The sequence below is a fragment of the Nocardia sp. NBC_00403 genome (assembly GCF_036046055.1).
Classification (GTDB): domain Bacteria; phylum Actinomycetota; class Actinomycetes; order Mycobacteriales; family Mycobacteriaceae; genus Nocardia.
The window spans coordinates 542,427-557,614 of sequence record NZ_CP107939.1; the positions used below are offsets into that span (position 1 = coordinate 542,427).

Consider the following 15,188-nt stretch of genomic DNA (forward strand, 5'->3'; position numbering starts at 1 on the left):
GACGCCAACACCGAAACCATCAGCGGCACCGACATCCCCGCGCTGCCGGCGGTACCGACACCCGCTGGCCGTCGAGGACCGCTTCGGTCAATCCTCGCTGTTCAAGCCCCTGTGACGTGGTAGCTGCTAGTCGGGGATTAGTGGGTGGTCCGGGCAGCGAAACCGCGGGAGTTCGCACGCTTGACCTTGACCCGAGGTCAAGGTGCACGCTCATCGCATGCCTACTTCTTCGCACTCGCGCAACTCGAACAACACGGCCTGGACCGGCATGGTGCCGGTGGAAGACACCGCGCTGGCCGTCACCGACACCGGCGGGACAGGTACCCCCCTGGTCTATCTGAACGGTTCCTACGCCAGCCAGAAGCACTGGCAGCGTGTCATCGCCGACCTGGGCCCCGGCTACCGGCACATCACCTACGACGAGCGGGCCCGCGGCAAATCGAAGCGGTCAGCGGACTACTCCTTCGAGGCCGCCGTCCGGGATCTCGATGCCGTCCTGAAAGCCAGAGGGGTGGATCGGCCGCTGCTGGTGGGCTGGTCCTACGGTGCGCTGCTGGGGGTGTACTGGGCCGACCGAAACCCGGACCGGGTTGCGGGCGTGGTCGGGGTCGACGGCCCGTTCCCGGTCGGTTGGACTGACGAGGCCGACCTGGAGCGGGTCCGCAAGCTGTTTCGCCGGTTGCGGTTTGTGCTGCCGCTGGTGGTCCCGCTGGGCCTGGCCGCACGGATGTCCGCCGCCCAGCACGCCGAGATCGCCATCGAGGCCCACGCACTCCACGCCGCCCTCGGCCCGATCCTCGAGGGTCTGACCGTTCCGGTCCGGTACGTGGTCGCCTCGGGCGACCACACGGGCGACGCGGGTGGTGAGATGGACCAGGCGCGCGCGACCCTCGATCCGCTGCTGGCTCGCAACCCGAACTTGACGGTGAGCGCGAAGGTCGCCAGCAACCACGAAAAGATCCTGGCCAAGGACTCCCCCGCCGTCGCCGACGCGGTTCGCGAGCTTGTCACCGCCCTCGGCCGCGAGGTTGGCTGAGCAGATGATCAACGGTGTCACGATCGGGCAGGCGGCGGCATTCGTCGGCGTCACGGTGAAGACGGTGCGGCACTACCACAAGCTCGGCCTGGTCGAGGAGCCGGAACGCGACAGCTCCGGTTACCGGCGGTACGGATCGGCCGACCTGTCGCGGCTGGTGCAGGTCCGGACGCTGGCCGCCGCCGGGGTGCCACTGGCCGAGATCGGGCCCCTGCTCGACACAGATGCCGCATTGTTCGCCGCCGCGCTCGCCGACGTCGAGCGGCTCCTCACCGAACGGATCGAGGAGTTGATCGCGCAGCGTGACACGCTGCACCGGCTCGCCGATGGCGACCGGGCTCTGCTGCCCGACCGCGCTGTGGCGCTGCTGAAGCGGATGCCCGGCCTCGGCTTCACCGCGGACGAGGCGGCGACCTACCGGGAGGGCCTGGTGTTGGCCAGGGCACTGGTCCCGGAGGGCTTCGACGACTACCTCACCCATGTCGAGCACGCCCTGCAGGACACCCGGTTCGTCGCCTTGAGTAAGCGCGCGGAGGAGGCCACGGCCTGGGAACCGGACGACCCCCGCATCGAGGAACTCGCCACCGCCGCGGCCGACCACTTCCTCGCCAACCCCGCACAGCTGAAAATCGTGACCGGCATGCAAGCCCGCACCGAGGCCGCGACCCGATACACGCTGATCCGCCAGTACGGCGCAGCGCAGACACCGGCCGCGACCCGGCTGTCCGCGCTCTTCGCGACCAAGCTCCGCTCCGCCGGCATCGATATCCCCGGAAACTCCAACTGACGGAGAAGATCTCCGCCAACGTCCAGCTGCCCGGCAACCGGGCTCGCATCAGCCGCCAGCAGCTCACCGGCTGGGTCCGCTGACCCCGCCGCCCCGATTCACACCGAATCCATTTCTCACACTGACGGAGTACAGCCATGCCCACGTTCGAGATACCGGAACCGATCGCCGTCACCGTCGACGTACCTTCCGGTGGCCTCACGGTGATTGCCTCGGACCGTACCGACACCGTCGTCGACGCTTGCCCATGAACACCGCTCAGTGGCTGGACCTGGGGCTTCGGCACCCGAGACGGTCGGCAGACCATCGTCACGAACGCGAACGGCGACTTCAACCACCCGGCCGAGAATCTCATCGATGTCCTGTCCGCCGAGTTCTGCCCGGCTGGGTGGGCACTTTCCGATTCACTTCACGCACCCATTCACGAACTGTTCGAGGAATTCTTGTCATGCGCGCCTTCGAAGACACTCGACCGAACGGAATAGTCAAGCGGCTGCTGGACGACCGTCACTCCCTGCCACTATCGGTCGCTTTGCATCTTGTCCCCGGCGCCCTGATCGTCGCCGCCTACCTGCTCATCGGAGAGCCATTCGTCGCCGCCATCGGTTTTCCGGCCTTCGCGGGCTGGGCGATCGCGCTGTGCCTGGTTCTGATACCGGTCCAGTTGGGGCTGCTGTGGCTGGGCCGCAAGCACAACGGCCGCTTCTCGCTGCGCGGCGTGCTGCACTACACCGACAAGCCGGTCTCGCGCGGGAAGCTTGTGGCGATGGTCATCGGGCTCATCTTGTGGATGTTGGTGCTGGGGTTTGCGCTGGCACCGTTGAACAACTTCTTCAAAGACTTCTTCACATGGCTCCCGTACGCGGACACAGGCGGCAGCGGCAACAACACATACCTCGACGGATACTCGCACTCGGTCATGCTCACCACGCTGGTGATATGCCTTCCGCTGACCGGAATCTCCCTCCCTCTCATCGAGGAGCTGTACTTCCGCGGTTTCCTGCTGCCCCGCCTCTCCCACCTGGGCCGCTGGGCGCCGGTGCTCAGCACGGTCTTGTTCGCGCTCTACCACTTCTGGTCGCCGTGGGTGTTCGTGTCGCGGGTGATCTTCACGTTCCCGGGGTTCTGGTTCGCCTGGCGGGAGAAGGACATCCGGCTGTCGATCGGGATGCACGTCGGCGTGACCTCGATCGTGGCGACGCTCGGCACCATCGCCCTTGCGCTGAACCTCATCTAAGACTCGGCACGTCGCCAGCCGAAGCCGCACGTCATCTCGGCGATCGTGAACCGATAACTGTGCCCCACCCGTCGCCGAGGCCGTACGCGAGGTCGCCGCGCTCGACCGCGGGCGGCAGACCACCACGCTCAGCAGTGCCAGATAGCGTGATCAGTTGCCAGATACGGTGGTCAGCCACACGCAGGCGCCGCCAAAACACAGGGCAGCCAATTCAACTCAGCCGGAAGATCCGCAAGTCCTCAGGCACCCCACTCAACGGTGCCGCAAAAAAACTCCGCCGATAAGGCTTGACCGTGTACCCCAATTCCTCCAACGTCTCCGGCCGAAGCGAATCCAGCGTCGCCTCCGACAACATCATGTTGCCGTTGCCACCCGCTTCCATCACTCGCGCGGCGATGGTGACGTCCACACCGAGCCAGTCCCCACCGATCTCCCGCGGTGAACCGGTGTGCAGCCCGACGCGCATCTGCGGCCGGTAGCCGCGAACCTCGACCTCGGCCAGATTGCGTTTGGCCTGGGTCGCGGCGCGCACCGCACGGTCGGCCGAGGTGAACACGGCCATCACGCCGTCGCCCATGCGCTTGACGACCTGACCGCCTCGGTCGGCGATCGGCGGCTCGATGGCCTTGGCTACCACCCGCAGGAGTTCGAGGGTTGCTTCATCGCCCGCCGACAGCGACCAACTGGAGAACGCCACCAGATCGGTGAACATTACAGTTACCTCTTGGCTACCTTTACCGCGGCCGACTCGCTCCAACATGGCCTGCCAGACCTGCAGCGCGCCGAAGCCGATCTCACGGGCCGCGCTCGGTTCGTCACCGACCAATTTGTCCGCGGCGCGGGCGACCGCGCGAGCGCCGCCGGGACCCGAAACCGACAGTGGGTCACCGAAAGCCGGATCACCTGGCAGCTGCTCACGCGCCTTGCGCAGCGCGCCGATCAGATCCGGTCGCTGATTCGCCGCATTCATCAGTGCGGAAAGCTGCCCCCTGCGAAGCCCCGAACCCCGACGAGGCGAACCGTCCGCGTCGACAGGCACCAGCGGTATGGCTACCTCGGATGGAATGCCGCCGGTCTCCTCCGGCGTCGACCCGGGCTCAGCACCGCCGGAAGGTGTTTCGCTCACGCCCCGAGCGTATCTCAGCCGACCTACCGTCGGCGGGTTACTCATTATCACCATGTGCCACCTCACGATCAGACGGAGCGGGCACAACATTGGGGCCGCCGATAGATAACGTGATAGTTGCTGGGGCCGATGCTACCTAGCGTGGATTGCAGAAGGAAGCGACCTATTTCACAGTTTCCGCGATGTTCACACTCGGTCGACAGCCGTCGGAAACGAGATCGCCGGTCCGATGTGGAAGGGGATTCACACACCGGACCGGCGATCGCACCGTCCACCGGGCAGTGGCAGGCGGTGAAAAAGAGCGCGCGATTCCTCCCGACAAGGTCACGCGCACCCCACACCCGAGTGGCGAGGGAGGGCTACTCGGGTAGCTCCATGATCAGGCGTCGCGCTGGTTCACCGCGACCAGCGCCGCGCCGAAGATGATCGCCACGAAAGCAATGAAGTAGGCCAGGCTGCCCCATACGCCCCAGTGCCAGTTCGCGGTGGACTCCGAGGAGCTCACGAAGCGCGTGATGTTCTGGAAGGGCAGGAACGGCGCGACATTGCGGCCGAAGCTGCCGAAGGCGCTGAGCAGCGGCTCGATCAGCAAGGACCACAACACAACCAGGGAGATCGCCGCGGCCGACTGCCGAACGAGCACACCGATGCCGATGGCGAGCGCGACGGCGAAGAACGCGTAGATCGGAATGCCGTACACCGAGCGCCAATGGTCCTCGAGCACGATATCGGCGGCCGCCTTCGAGCCGCCGACCACCTTGGCGACCGCAATGGCGATCAGCGCGATGATCGTGGTGAGCACGGCCCCGAAGCCGCCGACCAGCGCGGTCTTGGTCACCAGGACCTTCGTCCGATGGGGTACGGCCTGGAACGTCGTCCGGATGACGCCGAAGCGATATTCGCTGGTCACCGTCAACGCGGCCATGATCATCAGGACCATGATGCCGAATCCGGTGACGCCCGCGGTCGCGGTGCCGATGTCCAGCGTCGGCGTCCCCTGGTCGGGATTGTCACCCGCGGAACGCACGACCAGCGCGAACAGCGCCGACAATCCGATGCCGAGGATCACGATGATGGCCGAGCACCACCAGGGCGACCTGGTGGAGGTGAGCTTGATTCGTTCTGCTGCCAGCACGCCCATCAGAGCGCACCTCCCATCACCTGATCGAAGCCTTCGCCGTGGTACTGCACCGCGCCGCCGGTCATCCGCATGAATGCCTCTTCCAGCGAGGCCCGCTGCGGCGCGAGTTCGAACAACGTGATGTCGTTCGAACCCGCGAGCTTGCCGACGTCGTCGCTGGTCACGCCCGCCACGACCAGGGCGGGACCGTCGGTGCTCTCACCGTCTTCGCGCACGGTCATGCCGTTGGAGGTGAGCACGCTGCGCAGCTGTTCGAGCTGTGGGCTGCGCACCCGCACCGATGCTTCCGAGGCGCGTTCGATGAATTCCTGGGTGGTCGTATCGGAGATCAACTGACCCTTGCCGATCACGACCAGGTGCTCGGCGGTCTGCGCCATCTCCGAGAGCAGGTGGCTCGACACCAGCACGGTGCGGCCCTCCGCGGCGAGCCGCTGCATGAACCGGCGGATCCAGAGAATGCCCTCGGGATCGAGGCCGTTGACCGGCTCGTCGAACAGCAGCACCTGCGGATCGCCGAGCAGTGCGCCCGCCAGGCCGAGCCGCTGCGACATGCCGAGCGAGAAGCCACCCGCGGTCTTGCCCGCCACCTCGGACAGGCCGACCAGGCGCAACACCTCGTCGACGCGGGAGGACGCGATGTCGTTGGAGGCGGCCATCCACTGCAGGTGCGCGCGCGCCGAACGATTCGGATGCACCCACTTCGCATCCAGCAGCGCGCCGACGGCGCGCAGCGGATGGTCGAGATCGTGGTACGGCTTTCCGTTGATCAGTGCGGTTCCCGCGGTGGGCTTGTCCAGCCCGAGGATCATCCGCATAGTGGTCGATTTACCTGCGCCGTTGGGTCCAAGGAAGCCTGTCACCTGTCCGGGTCGGACGGTGAAGGACAGATCCTGAACCGCGACGGTCTGCCCGTAGTGCTTGGTCAGGCCCCTCAGCTCGATCATGAGTACCAGCATTCCGCAAAAACGGGCCGAGCGCGTCACCAGAAAGTGTCGCGTCGGATCATCCTCGAGGATGATCTCCACCCCGAGGGGTCTGCGGATGTTCCCCTAGAGCGCGGGCGAGGACGCCTGAGCCCAGAAGCGCTTGGGGATGCGGCCGGCCCGGCGAGCCAGATGACCCGCGCGGACAGCGTCCGCCATGGCGGCGGCCATCAGCGCGGGGCGTTGGGCCCTCGTCACAGCGGTGGCGAGCAGGACGGCCGAGCAGCCGAGTTCCATGGCGAGGGCGGCGTCGCTCGCGGTGCCGATGCCCGCGTCGAGGATGACGGGAACCCCAGCCCCGGCCACGATCATCTCGATGTTGTGCGGGTTGCCGATACCGAGGCCGGTGCCGATCGGGGCGCCGAGCGGCATGACCGCGGCGCAGCCCGCGTCTTCCAGTCTGCGGGCCAGGATGGGGTCGTCTGTGGTGTAGGGCAGCACCACGAAACCCGCATCGACCAGTTGTTCTGCGGCGGTGAGCAATTCGATGGGGTCGGGAAGCAGGGTTCGCTCGTCGGCGATCACCTCCAGCTTGACCCAGTTGGTGTCGAGCGCCTCGGCGGCCAGCTGTGCGGTGAGCACTGCTTCGGCGGCAGTGCGACAGCCCGCCGTATTGGGCAGCGCCGTAATGTCCAGGCGCTTCAGCAAATCGAGCACCCCCGTGCCGCCGACGGCGTCCACGCGGCGCATCGCGACCGTGGTGAGTTCGGTACCGGAGGCGAGCAATGCCTCCTCGAGTACGGCGAGGTTGTCCGCGCCGCCGGTGCCCATGATCAGCCGGGAGCCGAACTGCTTGCCCGCGATCTCCAGTGCGTCAGCCACCCTGGACCGCCGTGAGCACCTCGATCTGCCAGCCGCGCCCGACCGGCTCGCCCCAGCGGGACTTCGGGAACACCGCACCGTCCACCGCGAGCGCGACGCCCTGATTAGGCAGCCCGAGTCGGTCGAGCAGCTCACGCACGGTCAGTGCTTCGGCGAACTCGTGGTCGGCGCCGTTCACGGTGACACCGATGGGGATTGACGTCGCGGTCATCGAATTCCTCCTGCGGACGACGATAGAGACGGCGCACCGGGCGCCGAAAAGCGTTGCGGATCGGCGGCTTCCGCTGCCGCGAGCACTGTGCCGTCGAGCAGGCTCAGCACCGCGTCGGCGGTGAGTGGGACGGCGAGCATGCCGTTGCGGCCGTGTCCGGTCGCGGCGACGATCCGGTCGGTGAGCCGGCCGATCAGCGGCAGATTGTCCGGGGTGCCCGGCCGCGAACCCGCACTGGCCTCGGCCAATTCGTACTCGCCGATGCCGGGCAGCACCGCCTCGGCGTCCGCGATCAGGTCACGGACACCGGCCACGGTCACCGCGGTGTCGAAGCCTGCCTCGTATTGTGTTGCGCCGACAACGATTCCGTCCGCGCGCGGCACCAGATAGACCGGCCTGCCGTGCACGCGGGCGCGGATCACCCGCGTCGGCGGGGGTGTCGCGCCAGGCCGATGCCGTAGGCGCAGGATCTCCCCCTTGACGGGACGGACCGGTAGCTGCGGCCACAAGCCTGCGGAGGCCGCGCCCGCCGCGAGCACGATCTGATCGTGCGGTAGTGCGTCGAGTGCGGCGACCGATTCGGCGCGGAACTCGACCCCCTCGGCCACGCAGGCCTGCCGCAAAGCATCGAGCAGCCGCCGGTTGTCGATGGCGGGCTCGGCGGGTGCGAGCAGACCGGCACGCACCGTGCGGGCCAGTGCCGGCTCGCACGCACGCACGCCTGCCCGATCCAGCAGGTGCAGCTCGTTACCGCGACCACCCACCCAGTCGGCCACCGTACGCAGGTCAGCGGCATCGGCTCCATCGAGCGCGACGGTCAATGTCTCATCGGCGACGAAGACATGCACTCCGGTGGCGGCCTCGACCCGCCCGGCGAAATCCGGCCAGCGGGCCAGTGAGGCGGCGCCGAATTCGAGGACGCGATCCTCCCCCGGCCAGCCTTCCGACAGCGGTGCCAGCATGCCCCCCGCAACCCATGAGGCGCCGGATCCAACGGCGGGGTCGAAGTTTGTGACCGTCCAGCCAGCCTGTGCGGCCCGCCAGGCCACGGCGAGTCCGATGGCGCCGCCACCGACGACAGCCAAAGTCCGCATCCGTTCCACCTGCCTTCTATTCGCATCCCCACGGTAGCGCGGCTACGGTCGAGGGCGTGCAACCCTCCCACCCCAACCGGTCCCTACCGCCCAGGGAGCGTCTGGCAACCGCGCGGCTCTATCTCTGCACCGACGCTCGCCGGGAGAAGGGCGATCTGGCCAAGTTCGCCGAAGCCGCCCTCGCGGGCGGCGTCGACATCATTCAGCTCAGAGACAAGGGCTCGCCCGGCGAGGCGAAGTTCGGTCCGATGGAGGCCAAGGCCGAGCTCGGCGCGCTCGCCGAACTCAAGGCCGCGGCCCGCAGACACGGTGCGTTGTTCGCGGTGAACGACCGCGCCGATATCGCACTCGCGTCCGGCGCCGATGTGCTGCACCTCGGACAGGGCGACCTGCCGCCCTGGTACGCCCGGCGCATCCTCGGACCCGATGTGGTGATCGGGCGCTCCACCCACAATCGCGCGCAGGCCGGACTTGCCGCGATCGACGAGCACATCGATTACTTCTGCACCGGTCCGGTGTGGACGACCCCGACCAAACCCGGCCGCCAGGCCGCCGGACTGGATCTGGTGCGCTCCACCGCCGACGCCCACCCGACCCGGCCCTGGTTCGCGATCGGCGGTGTGGACGGCGCTCGCTTGCCGGAGCTGCTGGCAGCCGGGGCCGACCGCATTGTCGTGGTGCGAGCGATCACCGAGGCCCGTGATCCGGAGGCCGCGGCCCGAGAACTCAAGGCCGCGCTGCTCGAAAACGCGTAGGCCGCAGCGCACCAGCCCGACATCCCGTCGACTTCGGTCCGCGAGGACCAAGAGCACCGCACCTGGTTTCGTCGCAGCTTCGCTGATCCACGACCTCGAGAACCCACGGCACTTCGTGTCGTTCGCGTCGTGGTCGAGCCCCGCCGCCAGGTCGGCCTGGCAGCAGCACGCGGAATACGCTGCGCGAATAGGAGCCTGCCGGGCGATGTGCGACGCGCGAGCGGCATTTACCAGCTCGCAGCCCGAGTCGAATAGGGCTGGACACCCAGCGCCGACTAGGACACGACTTGGACTCGGGTGAGCGAAAGGACCGGGTCGGGCATCCCGGTATCGGCGACCGGGGTCGAATCCGATGCTGCCGCCCTAGCGCCGGCTTCGCGCGCGGCAACCACGGCCGGGTCGACGATTCTGGCGTAACCACCGGGGCCATCCGGATCCGAATGCAGCCAGAGGAACCCTTCGTCGGCCAAATCGACGGTGCGCGGTAGCGCGGCCGCAACGGCGGGGGCGTCAACTACATCGTCCAAGCAGACGCGAGCGGGCGCGGCACGCAGCGACGGCCAGGAGGCGGCGAAGCCGGGGTGCAGCGGACGGGCGTCGACCTCGTCTTCCGGCACCCAGGCCAACGCGGTGCTCTCGCGGTTGCGGCTGGTCGGCAGAGTCATCACGGCATCGGCGACCACGGTCGTGTAGGTCCAGCCGCTCGATGAGGTGGCTGTGACCCGCTCCCCGCGCACCCGGACGTCGGCGGGATCGATGCCCGCCTCCTCCCATGCCTCGCGTACTGCGGCGTGCACGGGCGTCTCGTGGCTGTCGCGCGCGCCGCCCGGCAACGCCCAGGTGCCGCCCTGATGACTCCACAGCGCGCGATGCTGCAGCAACACCGCGGAACCACCGCCGGCCAGCGGAGCGCGCAGCAGCAGGCCGGCCGCGCCGAAGCGGCCCCAGTGCCGCAAGCCGTCGGGGTCATCCGACCAACCGTCGCCGTCACCACGCATCTGCCAAACCATCCTCATCCAGCCGTGGCAGGGGTGTTTCACACGCCACGGCACCGGTAAGACCACAATAAACTCCGACACGGCGCGTACGTGCGCCACAAAACCGGGGAGGTGGAGATGGCTCGCACCGAGCAGGCGACGGCTGCGCAGCCGCCGTCGGTCGTTACCGAGCCCGCGCGCAAGCATCTCGGTGCCGCGCGCAACTCGGCGGTGCGTGAGCATCTCGACCCGGCCAATCTGCGATCATTCGCGCAGTCCTCACCGGGGCGGCTCATCGCGATCGGCCTGGTCCTCATCGGCCTATGCCTTGCAGCGGGCGTCGTTTCCGCGGTGACGGTGAACGAACGTCAGCAGGCGCTCGACATCCTGCTCGACGACACCGAGCCGGACGCGCAATCCGCACAGCGGCTCTACACCACGCTGTCCATCGCGGATGCCGCGGCGAGCACCGCGTTCATCGCGGGCGGCCTGGAACCCGAGGCCGTGCGCGACCGATACAGTCAGGCGCTCGGCGAGGCATCCTCGGAGCTGGTGATCCAGTCCGGGCCCGCCTCGATGACATCCGCCGACCCCGACACCAGGCTACGGACCGGGATCGCCACCGGCCTGCCCGTGTATGCGGGTCTCATCGAGACGGCCCGAGCGAACAATCGCAGCGGATATCCGGTCGGCGCAGCGTATTTGAGCGAGGCATCGAATCAGATGCAGACGACGCTGCTGCCGATGGCTCAGGAACTACAGGATCATCGATCTGGCGCGGTCGACGCGGCCCAGCGCCACCATGCGCGGCCACCGTGGCCCGCCATCGTGCTGCTGATACTCGCCTTGGCGTTTTTGGTCTGGGCGCAAATCGAGCTGGCCAAACGCTGGCACCGCGTGGTCAATCCCGGACTGCTGCTCGCCTCCGCCGCGATGGTGACCCTGTTGGCCTGGACCGTGGCCGCCGGGTCGATCTCGGCCGTATCGATGATCAACGGCCGCGACGGCGCGGCGGTGCCGGCCTCCCGGTTGACCGAGAGCCGAATCGTGACCCAGCAGGCGCGTTCCGCCGAAACTTTGAAACTGGTGCGACGCGACGCGACCGGCGACTACGACCGCACCTATGATTACAGCATCGCCCGGCTGACCGAACTGCTCGACGGCTACCCGACGCGCGCGCCCGCAGCCGGGGACGTGGCGAATGCCCGTACCGCACTCGCCCGTTGGCGCGCCGCGCATCAGCGAATGAACGAAACTCTCGCCCACGGCGACTTCGACGGCGCGGCAGCGGTCGCGACCGGCCCCGGCACCGCGGACGCCGCCGCCCAGGTGGATGCGCTGGACAGGTCGCTCGGCGCGGCGCTCGCGAAGACAAGGGACACCCTGCGCGGCAAGATCTCCCAGAGCGCCCGAGTGCTCGACTTCCTTGCTCCCGGCGCGATGGTGCTCAGCATCCTCGCCGCGAGTTTGGTCGGCCTCGGTCTCTGGCCCCGACTGCGGGAGTACCGATGAAAACCACCCGCGGCATCCTGGCCGCTGCCCTGCTCGCCGTCGCCTGTGCCGGCGGTTGTGCCGGCGACTCGCTCTCGAGCGCGCCGGCCAAGATCGTCCGATACGACGAACCGCCGCTGCCGGCCAAAGCCGTCCCGGTACTGCCGAATACACCGATCACGCCACTGGTCGACCCGCAATGCGGCGATCCGACCGCCAGCCTGCGGCCGACGGGCTCGGCGGTCGGTGGGCCGACCATCGACGCCATCCGCGCTCGTGGCCGACTGGTGGTCGGACTTGACACCGGCAGCAACCTGTTCAGCTTCCGTGATCCGGTCAGCGGCGCCGTCGTCGGCTTCGACGCCGACATCGCCAGGGAGGTCGCACGCGACCTGCTCGGCAGCCCGGACCTGATCGAATACCGCAGTCTCGGCTCCGCCGACCGCGAGCGGGCGCTGCAAAATCACACCGTCGACCTGGTCGCCAAGACCATGACGATCAACTGTGAACGACGGCAGAAGGTGACGTTCTCCACGGTGTACCTGCGCGCCTACCAGCGCGTGCTCGCGGTGAAGAATTCCGGCATCAACGGCCTCGCCGACCTCGCGGGCAGGCGGGTGTGCGTGGTGCCCGGCACCACCTCACTGGAGCGGATCCGCCACGAACAGCCGGGCGCCACCATCCTTGCGGTGCCGACCTGGGCAGATTGTTTGGTGGTTCTGCAACAGCGCCAGGTCGACGCGGTAAGCACCGACGACGCCATCCTGGCCGGCCTCGCCGCGCAGGATCCCTACTACACCCAGCTGGTGGGCGGCAGCATCAGCTTCGAGCCCTACGGCATCGGTATCCCCAAAGGCAACGACGATCTGGTGCGTTTCGTCAACGGGACGCTGGAGCGGATCCGGGCCGACGGCACCTGGACCAGAATCTATCGACAGTGGCTTTCCGTGCTCGGCCCCCCACCGGTGCCGCCGGAACCGACCTACCTGGACTGACCGCCGATGACGAGCCAGCACGGCGCCGACCCTGACAATTCCGCCCGTTCCGGTAGGAATGGTTCGCCCGCGCCGCAGGAGGATTCGGCCGACCACGACCTAGCGGGCACCCAGGCGGTCCGACCTGGGCACGAACCCGCGGCCGAGGAGAACATCGGACCCGACACCATTGCCGCCGAAACCGTTGGACCGGGCACCACCGCCGACGAAACCGTCGCGCCCGGCCCCACAGCTGACGAAACCGCCGGACCAGGCACCACCGCATCCGAAGCCGCCGGACCAGGCACCACCGCATCCGGCTTCACCGTCGGCACGCGGCGTCCGCAATCGGAGCCGAACTCGAATGCCACGATGCGGACCTCCGGCCGCAGCGTGCGTAGCACGCGCACCGTCCGCTCACGCCCGACGGTGCGCAGGCTCGGCGGGGGACTGGTGCCCATCCCGACCATCGTGCCCGCCGATCCGCGCGACGCGGTGCTCACCGATCCGGTCGTCTCCGAAGGCAAGCGCTTCTGCTGGCGTTGTGGGAGCCCGGTCGGCCGGGCCACCGCGGTCCGGCCCGCGACGACCGCGGGGACCTGCCTAACCTGCGGCGTCAAATACGATTTCCGGCCCTTGCTGTTCCCGGGCGACCTGGTCTCGAACCAGTACGAGATCCAGGGCTGCATCGCACACGGCGGACTCGGCTGGATCTACCTGGCGATCGACCGCAATGTCAGCGACCGCTGGGTGGTGCTCAAGGGCCTGCTGCACGCGGGCGATGCCGAGGCACAGGCGGTGGCCGTGGCCGAGCGCCAATTCCTTGCCGAAGTGGCCGATCCCAGCATCGTCAAGATCCACAATTTCGTCGAGTACACCGGCCAGGACGGCGAGCCGGTCGGGTATATCGTCATGGAATATGTCGGCGGCAAATCGCTGCGCGACATCCTCGACACCTATCCGCGGCCACTGCGGATGCCGGTCGCCGAGGCTATTGCCTATCTGCTGGAGATCCTGCCCGCGCTGGACTACCTGCATTCGGTCGGATTGACCTACAACGATCTCAAGCCCGACAACATCATGATCACCGAGGACCAGGTGAAACTGATCGACCTCGGTGCCGTCGCCATTATCGAAGCGTACGGAAATCTCTACGGCACCCGGGGGTTCCAGGCGCCGGAGATAGCAAGGACGGGGCCGACTGTGGCGTCGGACATCTACACCGTCGGGCGGACGCTCGCCGTGCTTACATTGAGCATGCCGATGGAGCAGGGCCGCTATCTGGATGGAATTCCAGACCCCGCAGCACATCCCGTGCTCGAGCGCAACGAGTTCTTCCATCGGTTGCTGTTGTCGGCGACCGACCCCGACCCGCAGCGGCGCTTCCCCTCCGCTCGCGCCATGTCCGCCCAGATGGCGGGCGTGCTGCGCGAAATCCTGGCCTTGCAGACCGGGACCGAGCATCCCCAGCTGTCCACGGTGTTCAGCCCGCAGCGCGCCAGTTTCGGCACCGAGGAGCTGATCAGTCAGACCGATGCCTACGCCGACGGCATCGGCCGCAGCACTCGGCTCGAGGCACGGGAAGTCGCTGCGGCCCTTCCTGTTCCGCTCATCGATCCGGCGGATCCCGCCGCGCCGCTGCTCGCCGCCGCCGCCGTGCACCACGACCCGCAGCAGGCACTGGAAGCACTGCGCGAAGCACGCGAGCGCGCCGAATCCGATCCCGAGAATGCTCCGGAGACCATGGATCTGGAGCTGACGCTCGCGGAGGCGCGGGCGTACCTCGATCTCGGCGAGTCGGCCACTGTGCTGGATATGCTGTCGCGAATACCCGCCGATCACGATTGGCGTATCGATTGGCACATCGGTCAGGCCCAGCTGCTGGAACAGGATTACGAAAAGGCTTTCGCCAGTTTCGACGCGGTGCTGCAGGTGCTGCCGGGCGAAATCGCGCCGAAGCTGGCGCTGGCGGCCACGGCGGAACTGATATTGCAGCAGTGGGATTCCGACGATCCGGAGCAGTGGCGGGTCTACGCCGAGAAGTTCTACGACTCGGTGTGGCGCACCGACCGCGCGGTGGTGAGCGCAGCCTTCGGCCTGGCCAGGCAGCTGGCCACGGCGGGCCGGGTCACCGATGCGGTGCGCGCGCTCGACGAGGTCCCCGTCGCGTCGCGGCACTACACCACAGCACGCCTGACCGCCGTGCTGCTGTTGCTCACCTGCGCGCCGGTGGGCGAACTCGAGGAAGCGACGCTGCACATCGCGGCCTCCCGAATGCTTGTCATACCGAAGGGCGAAGGCCGCGCGGTCCAGATGCGCGTCCTCGTCCTCGGCGCGGCCCTGGCCTGGCTGCAGGCGGGCAATACGCCGAAACGGCAGGACGCCACCCTGTTCGGCGCCCCCTTCACCGACCGCGACCTGCGCGAAGGCACCGAAGCCAGCCTGCGGGCCCTGGCCCGCAGCGCGCCGGGCCGAAACCATCGCTACGCCTTGGTCGACCTGGCGAACGCCATTCGAGCCAAGACCTGGATCTAAGTAAACGTCCGCTCAGCCA

The 15,188-nt window shown here is 67.9% G+C and carries 15 protein-coding genes; 8 read left to right on the plus strand and 7 right to left on the minus strand.

Annotated features, from left to right (window positions below):
• Positions 1-217: 217 nt before the first annotated feature.
• The 3 genes from OHQ90_RS02345 (at position 218) to OHQ90_RS02355 (ending at position 3,060) form a co-directional block, all read left to right on the plus strand.
• Positions 218-1,036: an alpha/beta fold hydrolase gene (locus OHQ90_RS02345; protein ID WP_328406913.1), complete on the plus strand. Its 819-nt coding sequence runs from the start codon at positions 218-220 to the stop codon at positions 1,034-1,036.
• Positions 1,037-1,040: 4 nt separating this feature from the next.
• Positions 1,041-1,823 (plus strand): MerR family transcriptional regulator, encoded by a 783-nt coding sequence (locus OHQ90_RS02350; RefSeq protein WP_328406914.1) that lies wholly within the window; start codon positions 1,041-1,043, stop codon positions 1,821-1,823.
• A gap of 448 nt (positions 1,824-2,271) precedes the next feature.
• The gene (locus tag OHQ90_RS02355) at positions 2,272-3,060 is read left to right on the plus strand and encodes a CPBP family intramembrane glutamic endopeptidase (protein WP_328406915.1); all 789 of its coding nucleotides are present in this window, start codon (positions 2,272-2,274) and stop codon (positions 3,058-3,060) included.
• A gap of 211 nt (positions 3,061-3,271) precedes the next feature.
• Here the strand turns inward: OHQ90_RS02355 and OHQ90_RS02360 are convergent, their stop codons facing one another.
• The 6 genes from OHQ90_RS02360 to thiO form a co-directional block, all read right to left on the minus strand.
• Entirely contained in the window at positions 3,272-4,186 is a 915-nt protein-coding gene (locus tag OHQ90_RS02360) for an adenylate/guanylate cyclase domain-containing protein (protein WP_442941298.1), read from the minus strand.
• A 379-nt stretch (positions 4,187-4,565) separates the two neighbouring features.
• Positions 4,566-5,327: an ABC transporter permease gene (locus tag OHQ90_RS02365; protein WP_328406916.1), complete on the minus strand. Its 762-nt coding sequence runs from the start codon at positions 5,325-5,327 to the stop codon at positions 4,566-4,568.
• Positions 5,327-6,271: an ABC transporter ATP-binding protein gene (locus tag OHQ90_RS02370; protein ID WP_328406917.1), complete on the minus strand. Its 945-nt coding sequence runs from the start codon at positions 6,269-6,271 to the stop codon at positions 5,327-5,329. The genes OHQ90_RS02365 and OHQ90_RS02370 overlap by 1 nt, the downstream gene beginning before the upstream one ends.
• A gap of 105 nt (positions 6,272-6,376) precedes the next feature.
• Positions 6,377-7,132, minus strand: coding sequence for a thiazole synthase (locus OHQ90_RS02375; RefSeq protein ID WP_328406918.1), 756 nt, complete (start codon positions 7,130-7,132; stop codon positions 6,377-6,379).
• A complete protein-coding gene (gene thiS / locus OHQ90_RS02380; protein ID WP_328406919.1) occupies positions 7,125-7,343 on the minus strand; it encodes a sulfur carrier protein ThiS in 219 nt (72 codons plus the stop codon). Before thiS ends, OHQ90_RS02375 begins: the two co-directional genes overlap by 8 nt.
• The gene (thiO, locus tag OHQ90_RS02385) at positions 7,340-8,437 is read right to left on the minus strand and encodes a glycine oxidase ThiO (RefSeq protein ID WP_328406920.1); all 1,098 of its coding nucleotides are present in this window, start codon (positions 8,435-8,437) and stop codon (positions 7,340-7,342) included. The genes thiS and thiO overlap by 4 nt, the downstream gene beginning before the upstream one ends.
• A 56-nt stretch (positions 8,438-8,493) precedes the next feature.
• On the opposite strand from thiO, the gene thiE reads away from it, so the two are divergent.
• Together thiE and OHQ90_RS39305 are read left to right on the plus strand one after the other, a co-directional pair.
• Positions 8,494-9,192: a thiamine phosphate synthase gene (gene thiE / locus OHQ90_RS02390; protein ID WP_328406921.1), complete on the plus strand. Its 699-nt coding sequence runs from the start codon at positions 8,494-8,496 to the stop codon at positions 9,190-9,192.
• Positions 9,137-9,493, plus strand: coding sequence for an antibiotic biosynthesis monooxygenase (locus OHQ90_RS39305; protein WP_442941299.1), 357 nt, complete (start codon positions 9,137-9,139; stop codon positions 9,491-9,493). The genes thiE and OHQ90_RS39305 overlap by 56 nt, the downstream gene beginning before the upstream one ends.
• On the opposite strand, the gene OHQ90_RS02395 is transcribed toward OHQ90_RS39305, so the two are convergent.
• Entirely contained in the window at positions 9,468-10,190 is a 723-nt protein-coding gene (locus OHQ90_RS02395; RefSeq protein WP_328406922.1) for an NUDIX hydrolase, read from the minus strand. The genes OHQ90_RS39305 and OHQ90_RS02395 overlap by 26 nt on opposite strands.
• Positions 10,191-10,307: 117 nt before the next feature.
• Between OHQ90_RS02395 and OHQ90_RS02400 the strand changes: the two genes are divergently transcribed.
• From OHQ90_RS02400 to OHQ90_RS02410, 3 genes are read left to right on the plus strand one after another with little or no spacing between them, the layout of a single operon-like run.
• Positions 10,308-11,681, plus strand: coding sequence for a hypothetical protein (locus OHQ90_RS02400; protein WP_328406923.1), 1,374 nt, complete (start codon positions 10,308-10,310; stop codon positions 11,679-11,681).
• Positions 11,678-12,655: a glutamate ABC transporter substrate-binding protein gene (locus tag OHQ90_RS02405; RefSeq protein WP_328406924.1), complete on the plus strand. Its 978-nt coding sequence runs from the start codon at positions 11,678-11,680 to the stop codon at positions 12,653-12,655. The genes OHQ90_RS02400 and OHQ90_RS02405 overlap by 4 nt, the downstream gene beginning before the upstream one ends.
• Before the next feature lie 6 nt (positions 12,656-12,661).
• Positions 12,662-15,169 (plus strand): serine/threonine-protein kinase PknG, encoded by a 2,508-nt coding sequence (locus OHQ90_RS02410; protein WP_328406925.1) that lies wholly within the window; start codon positions 12,662-12,664, stop codon positions 15,167-15,169.
• Positions 15,170-15,188: the final 19 nt, after the last annotated feature.